Origin of the sequence: Priestia sp. JSM ZJ58, assembly GCF_044383985.1 — a bacterium.
Lineage (GTDB): Bacteria > Bacillota > Bacilli > Bacillales > Bacillaceae_H > Priestia > Priestia zanthoxyli.
On record NZ_JBISEM010000001.1, the window covers coordinates 2538695 to 2553010 of the forward strand.

Annotated in this window: 14 protein-coding genes; 2 read left to right on the plus strand and 12 right to left on the minus strand. The window is 39.2% G+C overall.

Translation table 11 applies throughout. The features are described 5' to 3' along the window. Window positions 1-20: 20 nt before the first annotated feature. The 5 genes from ACH6EI_RS13430 to ACH6EI_RS13450 form a co-directional block, all read right to left on the minus strand. The gene (locus ACH6EI_RS13430) at window positions 21-905 is read right to left on the minus strand and encodes a DMT family transporter (protein WP_098999813.1); all 885 of its coding nucleotides are present in this window, start codon (window positions 903-905) and stop codon (window positions 21-23) included. 64 nt (window positions 906-969) lie between these two features. Beyond that, on the minus strand, window positions 970-1686 hold the full coding sequence (locus ACH6EI_RS13435; RefSeq protein ID WP_028413465.1) for a helix-turn-helix transcriptional regulator: 717 nt from the start codon (window positions 1684-1686) through the stop codon (window positions 970-972). A gap of 27 nt (window positions 1687-1713) precedes the next feature. Next, window positions 1714-2343 (minus strand): alpha/beta hydrolase, encoded by a 630-nt coding sequence (locus ACH6EI_RS13440; RefSeq protein WP_098999812.1) that lies wholly within the window; start codon window positions 2341-2343, stop codon window positions 1714-1716. Window positions 2344-2403: 60 nt separating this feature from the next. Further along, entirely contained in the window at window positions 2404-3414 is a 1011-nt protein-coding gene (locus tag ACH6EI_RS13445) for an LLM class flavin-dependent oxidoreductase (protein WP_098999811.1), read from the minus strand. 129 nt (window positions 3415-3543) lie between these two features. Beyond that, complete coding sequence (locus ACH6EI_RS13450) at window positions 3544-4761, minus strand: MFS transporter (protein WP_028413468.1); 1218 nt, start codon at window positions 4759-4761, stop codon at window positions 3544-3546. A 140-nt stretch (window positions 4762-4901) separates the two neighbouring features. On the opposite strand from ACH6EI_RS13450, the gene ACH6EI_RS13455 reads away from it, so the two are divergent. Together ACH6EI_RS13455 and ACH6EI_RS13460 are read left to right on the plus strand one after the other, a co-directional pair. Continuing rightward, complete coding sequence (locus ACH6EI_RS13455) at window positions 4902-5183, plus strand: acylphosphatase (protein WP_028413469.1); 282 nt, start codon at window positions 4902-4904, stop codon at window positions 5181-5183. An 83-nt stretch (window positions 5184-5266) separates the two neighbouring features. Further along, a complete protein-coding gene (locus ACH6EI_RS13460; RefSeq protein ID WP_013056911.1) occupies window positions 5267-6043 on the plus strand; it encodes a 3-hydroxybutyrate dehydrogenase in 777 nt (258 codons plus the stop codon). A gap of 36 nt (window positions 6044-6079) precedes the next feature. Here the strand turns inward: ACH6EI_RS13460 and ACH6EI_RS13465 are convergent, their stop codons facing one another. The 7 genes from ACH6EI_RS13465 to ACH6EI_RS13495 all read right to left on the minus strand — a co-directional run bounded on the left by ACH6EI_RS13465 (window position 6080) and on the right by ACH6EI_RS13495 (window position 14293). After that, window positions 6080-8491: a S8 family serine peptidase gene (locus ACH6EI_RS13465; protein WP_028413470.1), complete on the minus strand. Its 2412-nt coding sequence runs from the start codon at window positions 8489-8491 to the stop codon at window positions 6080-6082. A gap of 740 nt (window positions 8492-9231) precedes the next feature. Then, window positions 9232-9669, minus strand: a complete 438-nt coding sequence (locus tag ACH6EI_RS13470; protein WP_013056909.1) for a S1 domain-containing RNA-binding protein — start codon at window positions 9667-9669, stop codon at window positions 9232-9234. A 181-nt stretch (window positions 9670-9850) separates the two neighbouring features. Further along, complete coding sequence (gene nadE, locus ACH6EI_RS13475) at window positions 9851-10672, minus strand: ammonia-dependent NAD(+) synthetase (RefSeq protein ID WP_028413471.1); 822 nt, start codon at window positions 10670-10672, stop codon at window positions 9851-9853. A gap of 34 nt (window positions 10673-10706) precedes the next feature. Further along, window positions 10707-11387, minus strand: a complete 681-nt coding sequence (nadD, locus tag ACH6EI_RS13480) for a nicotinate (nicotinamide) nucleotide adenylyltransferase (RefSeq protein ID WP_049164380.1) — start codon at window positions 11385-11387, stop codon at window positions 10707-10709. Between the two features lie 15 nt (window positions 11388-11402). Then, a complete protein-coding gene (locus ACH6EI_RS13485; RefSeq protein ID WP_028413473.1) occupies window positions 11403-12872 on the minus strand; it encodes a nicotinate phosphoribosyltransferase in 1470 nt (489 codons plus the stop codon). 23 nt (window positions 12873-12895) lie between these two features. Beyond that, window positions 12896-13444: a cysteine hydrolase family protein gene (locus tag ACH6EI_RS13490; protein ID WP_108674691.1), complete on the minus strand. Its 549-nt coding sequence runs from the start codon at window positions 13442-13444 to the stop codon at window positions 12896-12898. A gap of 72 nt (window positions 13445-13516) precedes the next feature. After that, window positions 13517-14293 (minus strand): NUDIX domain-containing protein, encoded by a 777-nt coding sequence (locus ACH6EI_RS13495; protein WP_028413475.1) that lies wholly within the window; start codon window positions 14291-14293, stop codon window positions 13517-13519. Window positions 14294-14316 lie beyond the last annotated feature (23 nt).

Below are 14316 nucleotides of genomic sequence, written 5' to 3' on the forward strand. Positions count from 1 at the left end.
TATAGAGAAAGGGGATTTTTTTATATACGCACCTCTTGATTTAGCGATGACTTCGGAGAATACGTTAAAAACGCTAAGCTAGCAAATACTAGTGCTGCTCCGCATATGTTCACCAAAGTTAGAGATTCTCCTAAGAAAAAGACGCCAAGTAAAAAAGCGGTAACGGGCTCTGCTAACGATAACGTTACGGCGGTAGACGCTTGCACTGACTTAAGCGCTGTAGAAAATAATACATAAGCAATCGCCGTCGTAAGTATTCCTAAATGAAGAGCAATCCCCATTCCATTTAAAGAGACCAGCCAGCTCATATCGTACATAAACCAGCATGGTATCAGTAAAACGGCGGCGGCTGTGAACACAAGCGAAGCTCCTACTTGCGGATCAACATGCTGAACAATTTTTTTATTGACAGTCGTATAGCAAGCAAAAGACGCCCCTGCTCCTATCGCCATACCCAAACCTATCACGTCGATTTGAGTATCTTTTCTTAACAACAAGCAGCAGCACCCTATAATACCAGTAACCGTAGCAAGCAACCATTTTTTTGTAGGTTTCTTGCGGTACACTATGTAATCTAATACTCCTGATAAAACAGGCGCACTGCCAATTGCCACCATTGTTCCTACTGCAACACCCGTTGTGATAACGGCTGAAAAAAACAGCGGCTGATAAGCGGCCATGCTTGCTGCAGCAACCGCAAGAGGCAAAATAGGAAGACGTCTTACGTCCACTTTCTTTCGTTGTATAAGACAAGCTCCAAGAAGCGACAGTCCCCCTACCGCTAAACGTACGGCTCCAATCGCCACGGAATGCGCTTCAGCAGATGCTAAAGCTTGGGCAGTCCCTGTTGTTCCCCATAGTACAGCTGCACATAAAATAAGTATTTTTGATAATGAAGTATTCATCGTTTCATCTCCTTTCTTTTATCATAGCTAAAAGAAAGAAAAAAGTTTTTCCGCTTTTATGATCTTATTTGTCTGTTTTTAAGATACTTCGATATCGCGTCGGTGAGACTCCCTCTTGTTTTGCAAACCATTTCGTAAATGAAGACAAGCTGTGATAGCCCACTTCATGCGCAATATACGTTACCGAGTAGCTGCTCTCTTTTAGCAGTTCTTTTGCTTTATTTAAACGTATATGCGCTACATAGCTTTGAGGCGAATAACCCGTTTTTTGTTTAAACCAAGTGGAAAAATAGGCAGGATGATAATTTTCCAGCTTAGCAAGACTTTCTATATTTAACTCTTGATTGAAGTTAGCATGAAGGTAATCAATGGATTTAAACGTTTGTTTCTTTGGCAAATAATGCTGAACGTAACGGACTAAATCTTCAAGCGCCCCCCTGTCAGTGCTTTTTTGAAGCCCCTCAAGTAACAGGTAGCGAAGTGCTTTCCACGTTGAATCCCATTGAATAAAAGCTGCTTCTTGAGAAAGATGCGCACTTTCTGTAAATTTCAAAGGAATATCAACAACCAAACATTCATTTGTATTTTTAGCTTGATACGTATGCAGTTGACGAGGCGGAATGTAAAAGCATCCTTCTTGCAGCGTTAAGTGCTGCTCGCTTGCTTGAATATCAAGAGCACCTGCTAGCGGAAACAAAAGCTGACTGTAGTTATGATCATGAGTATGAGGTGAATAGCTGTAGGCTCTTTTTTCGCAAATAATTTCACGTAGCGTATCCATTTTGTTCTCCTTTCCTTATTTCCTGTCTCATAGAAGCTGTTCTATGCCGTCCAAAACGGTTCCCAGCGCCCTTAACGATTCTGCTGGAGCATATAAAACATCCAATGAATGATCGGCATTTTCGATGACCGCAATATTCATTGGATTTGTTTTTAATCGATAAACTTCTTCAGTATAATAGTGATCACCACTTCCTATTACAAGAAGACCTTTGTGAGAGCTTTTTAGTAAACTTTCAAACAGTTCTGTTCTTGTTAAAAGCGGCGTCAGTAAAAGCATCACTGCGTCTTTGTAAACTTCATCTTTCATAACTCGCTGAATTAGAGGAATGGTCCCAAGCGATTTCCCTGCAAATATGATATCTTTATAGCTATTTTGAGGCAAAACGTCTTGCAGCACTAAACAAATGTCTTTCATCATAACGTCTGCAATCTCATCTGTAGACTTTGTCATCAGCTCTTTTGAATATGTATAGTGAATCTGAACCACGTCAATTCCGTGTTTTATCATCAGCATCGTTACATAATACAACAGGGGCTTTTCGTACGTATAGCCTAGCCCTGAAAACATAAAGCAAATGCGAGGCCCTCCTGTTTTAATATATGTATAGGTAATCTTATTAGTTTGGCTGCTTACACTTTTTTGCTCTACTTGCATGTCACTCCTCCTTTTTAAATATTCTAACATTTAATTACGTAAAAAAACCCCATCTTTTTCTTAGAAAAATGAGGGTTGAGGAAATAGCTCTGCAAGCAGTTGATAAGACTTCTTTTTTGCTTCATAATCATGGATATTTGTAATAATTAAAAATTCGTCGTTATCGTATTTTTGCTGCAGCTGCGTTAATCCTTGTTTTACTTCAGCTGGATTTCCTACGATCATACGAGGACGATTGGTGCTTATTTTTTTAAGCTCTTCTTCTGAATAAGAACGATTGCGCACTTCTTCTATCGATGAAACCGTTGTGTCTCCGCCTTTGGCTACTTTCAACAGCCAATCATCTAGCGTTTTGGCGTGCTCCTCGGCTTCTTCTGTTGTTTCTGCACATACAACAAATACACATACGTTGGTTTTAGGCTTTGATTGATACGAAGAAGGGATAAATTCTTGTTTATAATGACGAATGGCTTCTTGTCCACCAACTGAATAAATAAAGTGTCCAAACGTAAAAGAAATGCCCAGCTCAGCAGCTGATCTTGCTCCTCTTTTATTGATACCAAGATGCCACAGTTCCGGCTTTGTTTCACTTAACGGATAAGCTGTCACACCGTAATACGGATGATCAGACGGCAAATTATGCTCAAGATGCCCTTTTAACGCCTGAATTTGACGCGGAAATTCATTGAGGCTTTTACGTACTCCATCTGTAAGCGCTATCCGCGTCAGCGCATCTCCTCCCGGTGAGCGTCCAAGACCTAAATCGATTCGGTTCGGAAACAGATTTTCAAGCAGCTGAGCATCTTCTGCTACTTTATACGGACTGTATTGAGGAAGAAGGACTCCTCCAGATCCAATTCGGATTCGGCTCGTTTGAGAAGCTAAGTGCGTCATTAAAAGAGTTGGAGATGAGCCTGCAAGACCGTTCGTATTATGATGTTCCGCTACCCAAAAGCGGTGGTAGCCCAACTTTTCCGTTAATTTTGCCAGTTCCACCGTACGTTTTAACGCTTCCTTTGGTGTTGATCCGCTTGAAACTGGAGACTGATCCAATACGCTTAGCTTAATCATAGCTGATTCTTCCTTTCGATTTTCAATTTCTATTGTATCTATTGTAGGAGAAAAATATGAATTCGTCTTGAAATTTGCTTCACGCTCATAAAAAAAGCAAATGCTAAGGCGCGTTTGCTTTTTCTTTTCTTATTTTGCTTCGTGTATTTCTTTCACACGCTTATCGCTCGGCAACAGCCATGTTAACAGCCCTAGGATTGGTAAATAGCTGCAAAACAGCATAATAAACTGAAGGCTGAAGACATCGGCTAATTTACCGAATACAACAGCTCCTAAAGCTCCCATCCCAAAAGCAAGCCCTACAATTAAGCCGGAAACCAAGCCAATTTTCCCCGGCATCAGCTCTTGAGCATAGACGACCGTGACGCTGAAACTTGACTGGAGAATAAAGCCGATTAGTATTAAAAGAGGCGCTGCGACTCCGAGAGAAACGTGAGGGAGTAATAAAGTAAACGGTACTGACCCTAACATAGAAAACAATAAAATATTTCGTTTTCCGAAACGATCGGCAAGCGGACCTCCAAAGAATGTTCCAAACACCCCTGCAATCATAAATAAAAAAACGTAAAGCTGAGCGCTTTTGATAGGCAAATTAAATTTTTCAATAATATAAAACTGAAAGAAATTAAGGATGCCTGCTCCGTACCATGAACGTGCAAAAACGAGAAAAATTAAAAGTCCAATCGCAAAAATAATTTGCTTGTTCATCGTAAATGAAGCATCTGACTGCTTTTTCTTCAAGCGTTGACGAGTAGCTAACTCTGATTTATACCATTTAGACACGCTGTATAAAACCACTACGCCAATACCTGCAATTAACGTAAACCAAATTGTTCCAAACTGACCAAGTCCGATAAAGATAAATGCCGTAAACAGCGGAGCCATCGACTGTCCAGTATTCCCGCCAACTTGATAAATAGACTGTGCCAGCCCCCGCTTTCCTCCTGCTGCCATATACGCTACGCGAGAACCTTCCGGGTGAAAAATAGCGGATCCGAATCCTACAAATAAAACAGATATAATCACAAAATAAAAATTTGGCGCTAAAGCGAGTCCAACCATACCAATCATGCTTAAACACATTGCAATTGGCAATAAAAACGGCGAGGGACGCTTATCGGCAAATACGCCGAATACCGGCTGCATAATCGATGACGTCATGTTTAAAGCAAAGGCAATCCAGCCGATTTGCGTGTAGTTTAAATTCATCGATTTTTCAAGGACTGGAAAAAGTGCCGGTATAACAGACTGCATACAATCATTTAGAAAATGTCCTAAACTAATAGCAAATAAAATACGGTAAATCGTCGCCGGCTGCGCTTGCTGCGTTCGTGCTGCTGCTTGCATTCATAACCCTTCTTTCTTATTTAATCTACATTAAAACTGTTAAAGTCTTACAATGTCTTTTTCTATTATACAGTGAAAAGTAAAATTATAGTTGTTTTCTTTTTTATAAAAAAGGGAAAATTGCCTGTGAGGTGAGAACAGTGAAAAAACATGTGCATATGATTGTAGACGGACGCGTTCAAGGGGTTGGGTTCCGTCACTACACGCAGCTAAAAGCAATGGAATGCTCCATTAACGGATGGGTACGAAATCGAGAAGATCAAAAAGTAGAAATTGATGCTGAAGGTGAAGAAAGTAATATCCAAAAATTTATTGAAGAAATTAAAAAAGGTCCCTCGCCGTTCGCTTCTGTCAGCAATGTGGAAGTAAAGGTAGTAAACACCCCTTCCCACACCCATTCTTTTCGCGTAAAGTACAGTTAAAATACTCGCTAAATTAAGATAATTTTTGATAAAATGGAAAAGTAAGCGATTTTATATCATCTACATATAAGGGGGAAAAAACGATGGTTGAAAACAAAATTGTGTTAATTACAGGTGCAGCTCAAGGTATTGGTTATCAAATTGGTGAGCGCTTTGCTGAAGACGGAGCGACTGTTGTCTTAACTGACTTGAATGAAGACGGAGTTAAGAAAGCAGCAGACAAATTGAAGACAAAAGGCTACGAAGCATTAGGCATTAAAGCAGATGTGACAAATGAAAGTGACATTGAACAAATGATTGCTCAAACGGTTGAAACATATGGCCGCCTTGATGTATTAATTAACAATGCTGGCATGCAATTTGTTTCCCCGCTCGAAGAATTTCCTACTGAAAAATTTGAACTTTTAACGAAAATTATGCTTGTTGCACCTTTTGTTGCGACTAAGCATGCGTTTCCTATTATGAAAAAGCAAAAATTCGGCCGCATTTTGAACATGTCTTCCATTAACGGATTGATTGGTTTCTCAGGAAAAGCGGCATACAACAGTGCTAAGCACGGCGTGATTGGCTTAACGAAAGTGGCTGCTCTTGAAGGTGCGGAGCACGGCATTACGGTAAATGCCATTTGCCCTGGTTATGTTGATACACCGCTTGTTCAAAATCAATTAAAAGATTTAGCACGTACGCGAAATGTAGCGCTTGAAAAAGTACTAGAAGAAGTTATTTATCCTCTTGTTCCTCAAAAACGCTTGCTGGCAGTTGATGAAATTGCAGACTACGCAATGTTTTTAGCAAGTGATTTAGCAAAAGGCGTCACCGGCCAAGCTGCTGTGATCGATGGAGGATATACGGCTCAATAAAAAAAGAGTGTCAGTGTAACTGACACTCTTTTTTATTTATTGAATTTCAAATTCTCCTAAAGAACCGGTCGTCTGACCTGCTTTTACTGCTTCTGCGTATAAATAATACGTTCCCGCTGGAAGAGCTTCACCATTAATTTTTCCGTCCCACGTTGCGCTAGAGAATCCTTTTCCTACATTCGTATACGAACTTAACAATTCCCCTTTTTCTAGCGTTGCATCGTAAATGTAATAGCTAAGCTTCTCTGCTCCTCCTGGTAAATAACTGCCGTATTCAAACGAGCCATTTCCTAGTACATCTACATACGCAGAAGTAACGCGAGGATAATCCGGCTCTTTTACAAATAAGATCGTTGGAACATCGTACGTTTCTTTATTGTTACTTACCGTAATTGTGCCTTCGTAATAGCCAGGAGATAATTTCCCTGCATCTACTTTTACATTGAGATTTACTTTTTGCGTTTTTCCTGCATTAACAACTAAATCGTTTGTTGATTTAACATCAATTGCTTGATGGCTTTTCTTAAATTTCACTTTGACCGAGTATTTTTGACTGTGATTTGATAGATTTTTAATCTTAAAGCTTTGTTTTTCTACTTGTTTCCCTTTATCTTTATAAAAGACGCCGTACGAGTGACTTCCTGGGGTAATAAGCGTTTTTGCTTTAATTGCATCTACTACGCGCATGCTTCCTGCACCCTGCGTATTATGAGGGTAAATGAGCCCATTGCGGTCACGAAGCAGTTCCGTTGTGTTCATTAAAGATGCTTTTACGTCTTCTACTTTATAATTGGGATGCGCCTGTAAAATTAACGCTGCTGCTCCTGCTACGTGCGGTGCGGCCATACTTGTGCCTTGTTTTGATCCATATCCATGAGGATTGCTCGGATCATCTGTTGGCACTGTACTGATAATATCGACTCCCGGTGCCGAAATGTCCGGCTTAATCATCCACGTATCCACAACGGGTCCGCGAGACGAAAAGTCAGCCATTGTTTCATCGACTGTCTGATCAAATGTTGCGTTAAAAGAGCCGGTGACGGATCCTTTTGCTAAAGAAGCTATCAAAGCTTGTCCATCGGCTTTCGATAGGCGAATACTCGGCAGAGATGTACCTGGAATATCAGGAATTGTTCCTTCTACGTTATTGTAAATGACTGTTGCAACAGCGCCGGCTTTTTTCGCATTGTCAACTTTATCTACAAATGCAATGTCACCGCGGGAAATAACCGCTACTTTTCCTTTTACATCCTTTCCTTCAAAGTCTTCTGGTTTTCCAAGTCCGACAGGGACAAATTCATAATTTTTACCGCTTGCATCCAGTAACGCCTTGTCGTTTGGAAAGCCCATTACTTCAGCTGAAGCATAGCTTGCGTTATCTACGGTTAATGTCGTTTTATACAAATTGTAAGGAAGCTGAGTCGCACCAACTGAAATAGCTTCACGAGACGTTCCCGGAGAGCCTACTGTCCAGTTAGCTGGTCCACTGTTTCCATTTGATGTAACGGCTACTACTCCTTCTTCCATTGCCCAATCTAATGCAATACTCGTTGCCAAGTCCGGATTATTAATCGTATCTCCAAGCGACAGGTTCATTACATCCGCCCCGTCTTCTACCGCACGTTCAATACCGGCAATTACGTCTTCTGTTGAACCTGTTCCTCCTGGGCCTAGTACACGATACGCAAGTAAATGAGCATCAGGAGCTATCCCTTTAATTTTCCCGTCCGCTGCAATTGTTCCCGCTACGTGCGTACCGTGCGTTGTCGCTTCGCCTTTTGGATCTCCAGCCGGCGTTTCTTGAGGGTCTTTGTCATCATCAACAAAATCCCATCCTTTATATTTCTCAAACGCCGACTTTAAATCCGGGTGGTCGTAATCAACGCCTGTATCGATAACGGCTACGGTCATATTTTTACCTGTATATCCTGATTTCCACGCTTGATCTGCTCCCACGTAGTAAATGCTTTTATCCATTTCAGAACCGTATTCTTCGGCGCTCACTTCTTTCGATTTTACTTCTGTTGTATGATATTCAACGCTTGGATAAATAGCTTTTACTCCAGGTAAACTTGCTACTTTTTCAAGGTCATTAGCTGGAAGTTCCGCTGAAAACCCGGAAAACACTTGGTCGTATTCTCGCTTTACTTTTGAAGTTTTAGAAGCTTTTGAAAGCTCTTTTTTCACTTCGTCACGCGCTTTTTTAATCTTTCCTTTACTTTGCGCTACTCCTTTTTTCTTTGCTTCCGCTACAGACTCTTCATTTAACTCCACAATAACTTTTACTTTTTTAGCCGACTTTAAGTTATAGTCTCCTTGAATTTTAACTAGTGACGGTTCCAGCGCCGGCTTTGAATTCCCGTTAGCCGATGCTCCCATTGCAAAAGAAGATAAAGCAACCGAAAATGCTACTGTACTCAATACAGCCCGAATTGATACTTTTTTCATCGTTTTTCCCTCTCCATTTCTCTCTATAATTCGTACGACTATGTATGTCTTCATCCCCAAAACATACGCATCTTTTACTTAGCTAATGAGCTAAAAACTAGAATAGTATGGAAGTTCTATATATTACTATAAAATCCTTGAGTCTATGGAATCATTTTATATATTTCTCCAAACTGAGCACTACTGCTCAAAAAAGGAAGAATTTTGTCTGTTCTTTGCTTTTTCAGCACTTTTTTATTCCTAAAATTATGAAGGAATTAGATGAATATACAAGAATACTGGCGATTTTCTGTTAATTTAGCTATTTCGATGAGGGACTCATTCCTACTTTCTCTTCGTTTACTTATAAGGTTTTTTTATTATTTTAAGAAAATTGTTCTTATAAGCGTTTTTTATTTTATAAGTTATTATTTAGAACATAGTTTAATTTAATATAAAATATTGCACTTAATTAAATGAAATTTTTAAAAATTACGAATAATAAAAGTAGTTCGTGCAGATACTAACGTCAACGCTCGCAAAAAGGGAGGTATGATTATGATAGATTTAAATTTCATCCTACTCATCCTTGATCTTCTTTCATCGCTTGTTACGATTGGCATCTACTTTACAACTAAGTAAGTGCTTAACCTTCTCTTTACTCTTCTAGCGTATGTACTTAAGCTATCACAAAAAAGAAGCAAGCCAATTTTTACTGGCTTGCTTCAACTATATAATAAAGTAGTTAGAGTGGAAGGGATTTATCCGCGTCTTCCGCCTCTGCCACCTCGTTTTGATTCAGTGCTGCGTTTTAGTGTAGATAAATTATCTTCACTATCTTTTAAGAAACGCGCCATTTTTTGTTCGAAGTTTTCCTTTGGTTGGAAGTTGCTTTTAGAACGATTATCATTATTTCTTGCCTGACGTGGCGGGCGTTGTGAATAAGAAGATGAGGGTCTTTCCGGTTTATCTATCGCTTTTTTAATCGATAATCCAATTTTTCCGTCTTTCTCATTAACGACTTTCACTTCAATTTCTTGACCAACTTTAAGATGGTCATTAATGTCTTTTACATAGCTGTCAGCTACCTCACTAATATGTACAAGCCCAGTTTGACCTCCAGGTAATTCTACAAATGCTCCAAAATTAGTAATACCTGTTACTTTACCTTGTACCTTGCTACCTACTTCAACTGCCATAAAAAATGTTCCTCCTCAATAATATTAAAAGCACTTCATTATACCAAAGTGCGTAAGAATAACAAAGTGTGTATGAGAAAACAATTTGTTAAATTACACTTTTTCCGCCACTTTTTTGTTTTATGAAAGAAATCAGTCAAAATAATGCCCATATTAGATATACCTAATATGGGCATTTCTCTCATTTCCACCATTCATCAAACATGCTAGCCGGTAACTGACGCTTATGTTCAGTAATACGATAGCGCTGTTCAATTTTTTCAACGGCTTCTTGTGATACTTCTTTTCCTTCCAAATAATCGTCTAGTTCATCATAAGAAATTCCTAGTTCCGTTTCATCAGATTGACCAGGACTATTATCTAATAAGTCAGCGGTTGGTACTTTTTCGTACAATCGTTTATCTGCACCTAATTCTTTTAGCAATGCTTTTCCTTGACGTTTTGTTAATCCCGTTAGAGGCAGCACGTCTGCTCCGCCATCTCCGTATTTTGTAAAAAAGCCTGTTACTGCTTCTGCTGCATGATCGGTTCCGATAACTAAAAGGCCGTTTTCTCCTCCGATTGCATACTGTACAATCATACGCGTACGTGCTTTGACATTTCCTTTATGAAAATCAGACAGTGCTATATCTGTAGAACCTGTAAACGAACTTTCAAATGCTTCCACCGTGTTTTTAATATTAAATGTATATGTTTCATTAGGTTTAATAAATTCTAGTGACGCCTTCGCATCCGCTTCATCATGCTGCGTGCCATGAGGCAAGCGAACGGCTACAAATTTTGCTTCATATTCTTCTTTTCGCAATTCGTCTACAGCAATCTGCGCTAATCGTCCAGCTAAACTAGAGTCCTGCCCTCCGCTTATACCTAATACAAAGCCTTTTGCATTTGCTGACTTTAGGTAGTTTTTCAAAAAATCAACGCGGGCACGAATTTCTTGTGCTGGATCAATTTCAGATTTCACATGTAGCTCTTTTCTTATTTTTTCTTGCATGTCTGACATGATACATGCTCTCCTTCCATTATATGTAGATTTCTTACTGATACAATCCATGTTTTTTACTATAAAAATAACAGAGATCAGGCATTAAATATCGTGGTTCTCCGCCCCTGGCAAATTCTTGACGAATATAAGTAGAGCTGATTTCCATTGCTAGCCCCTTATCAAGAAGCTGAAACCGGCCGTCGTCATAATTTCGAAGCAAAGGAGAATGACTAATAGCTTTCAACATGTCTATTCCCTCTCTTGCCATGATGATAAACTGGTTTTGACTAATAAGTTCATCTGCTTTCTTCCACTTGCCCTCACCAATATCTTGCAGTAAGTCGGCTCCCATAATAAAAAATAAGTCAGCGTGTGGGAGCAATTTTTTAAAGTGCTCCATAGTGTAGTATGTGTAATGATAGCCGGGCAATACGTCTAGCTCATACGTATCGAGCAAAAATTTCGGGTTGTCTTTAATCGCTAAGCTAACCATATTTACACGGTGTTCATCGGACGTTTGGAGCTTTTTGTCTGTCCGTTTGTGCGATGAAGGCAAGAAGATAATAGCATCTAACTTCTTTCGATGCGCAACCGTTGATGCCGTCCAAAGATGAACGTTGGTAACCGGATCAAAAGATGAACCATAAATCCCAATTTTCGCTCCTTTTTCTAAAAGCGTATCTATTTTCTTATCAGGGTTTAGCTGTTGAAAATAAGCAAGCGTATCTGACATGTCTCCAGCTCCCTACTATTTTTTATTTAGGGCTTCCGCTACTTTTTGTTTTACGTACGCAATTTGACGCGTTTTATTTTCCCAACACTTTTCGCTTAAATCTACTGGATATTCTTCTGGATTGCGCGTGCGCTTATATTCATCCCAAAGCAGCTCTAAATTATCTTTTACGTACTGCTGAATTTCTTGAAGTTCTTCTGTTTCATACACAAGCTTTCCGTTTACAAAGATATCATGATGAAGTTCTTTTGCCTCAAAATTTGTGACGAATTTACTGATAAACGTATGAACAGGGTGGAACATTTTTAAACGCTCTTCGCTTTGAGGGTCTTCGTCTTCCATCGTAATATAATCCCCTTCAGATTTCCCATTCAAATTATTAATAATACGATATACGCGCTTTAACCCTGGTGTACTGACTTTTTCAGGATTCGCACTAATTTTAATCGTATCCATCATCTCGCCATTTTCTCCTTCAATAGAGACGAGTTTATACACTGCTCCAAGCGCCGGCTGATCATATGCAGTAATGAGCTTCGTACCAATTCCCCACATGTCTATCTGTGCACCTTGCGACTTTAAATGCATAATCGTATCTTCATCTAAATCGTTGGAAGCAACAATTTTTGTCTCTGTAAACCCTGCTTCATCCAACATTTGACGAGCTTTTTTAGACAAATAAGTTAAATCGCCGCTGTCTAAACGAATTGCCGTAAAATTAATTTTGTCTCCTAATTCTTTTGCTACTTTAATCGCATTGGGAACTCCTGATTTTAAGGTGTCGTACGTATCAACTAGAAACACACAGTTTTTATGGCGACGAGCGTATTTATGAAATGCAATATATTCATCTTTATAAGCTTGCACCATTGCATGGGCATGCGTTCCTGCAACTGGAATTCCAAATTTCTTTCCTGCACGCACGTTAGAAGTAGCACCAAATCCGCCAATATAGGCTGCTCTTGTTCCCCAAATAGCAGCATCCATTTCTTGAGCGCGTCGCGTTCCAAACTCCATTGCCACTTGATCTCCTACTACATGTTTGATTCGGGCTGCTTTTGTTGCAATCAGCGTTTGGTAATTCACAATATTTAAAATCGCTGTTTCTACAAGCTGAGCTTCAATTAACGGTGCTTCTACACGTAAAATTGGTTCATTATGAAACACAAGCTCACCTTCACGCATACATCGAATTGTCCCAGTAAATGTAAGGTCTTTTAAGTAAGCTAAATAATCTTCTTTAAAACCTAATTCTTCGTGCAAGTACGTTAAATCAGATTCGCTAAATTTAAATGCTTTAATATATTCAATAATTCTTTCTAATCCAGCAAAAACAGCATACCCATTCCCAAAAGGAAGTTTGCGGAAAAAAACTTCAAAAACAGCCTTCTTTTGATGAATGTTATCTTCCCAATACGTTTCTCCCATATTAATTTGATATAAATCGGTGTGTAGCATTACGCTGTCATCTGTAAACATATTCATTGAGTTCCTCCACTTTTATGTCCTTAAATAATTTCTGCTCCGAGGCAAGATTTAAAGTGTTCGAGCGCCCACTCATGGCCTTTTTGATTAAAGCTCGCTACGGCTTTTTCATAAATATAAATAGCAAATCCTTTATTATAAGCATCTACTGCTGTATGAAGTACACAGATATCCGTACATACACCTGCTAAGTAGACATCGGTAATCTGTCTTTCTCGCAGTTTAATCTCCAGATCTGTTCCAGCAAATGCGCTGTATCTCGTTTTATTTATCCATTCTACATTTGCCTTTGATTGATACACATTATATAAATCATTTAACTTTCCGTATAGCTTCCTTCCTGCAGAACCTTCAATATTATGAGGCGGAAACAGCGCTGATTCTGGATGCAAGGAATCATTTTCTTTATGAAAATCAATGGCAAACACGACATACTCGTCTTGCTCAATAAATTGACGCGTGATATCGCTTATAGATGTTTCAATGTGTTGCCCTGGTTCTCCGCATGTCAAAGCTCCGTTTTCAGCTACAAAATCATTGGTATAATCAATGTTAATCAGTGCTTTTTTCATTATGTTTCCCCCTCATAAATAAAAATTAACAGTTAACATATTGTTAATTATTTGAATTGAAAGTTTTTTCTTTTAATAGCGTGCTGTATAGATTGGCTTCATCACATTCATCTCAACAAACCGGTAGAGCTTTGTTGGCTTTTTAGACGTTCTCGTCGTTGTTTTTCCGTCTACTTCTTCAATGAATGGCAGCATTCTTATTTTTCGTGCAAACGCCTGATCACTTTTAATTGCCGCATCATCCGTTACGGTAAGCAGCACAGCCTGCAGTTCAGAGTATGTAAACTGAGAAGGCAGAAACTTCTGAGCAATAGTCGTTTGCAATAAATCTTTCTTAATTTCCTTGATTGCATCTCGAATGATGATTTCATGATCAAAAGCTAAAGGCAATGAAAAGATTTCATCTATTTTAAATAATTCAACTCGAGCAGCATCATCATTCGCTTTTCGTTTTATTAGACTATCTTCTGGGACAATTGCATAATGTGCGTTTGTGATGACCCATCCCCTATCGTCTCTTCCGGGCTCATCATAGACACCATAGTGTTTTAAATGGATATCGTTCACGCCCGTTTCTTCTTCGAGCTCTCTTTTAGCCGCTTCAAAAGCTGATTCATCAGGATGGACAAATCCGCCGGGAAGCGCCCACTTTCCTGCTTCGCTGTTCTTTTCTCCCTCCGCGTTTAGCATTGCTCGCTGGATAAGCATTAATTTTAAATTCATTTTAGGTGGTTTGTATGGTTCTTTTTCTTCCGTCACAATCGTAAATACAGCAATATCTGACGTATAGCCATAGGGTTTAGGGTATTCTTTTTTCATTTGATTCGTCATTGCTTTTTTGTTCGACATTCAGCATTTCTCCTGATCACTCT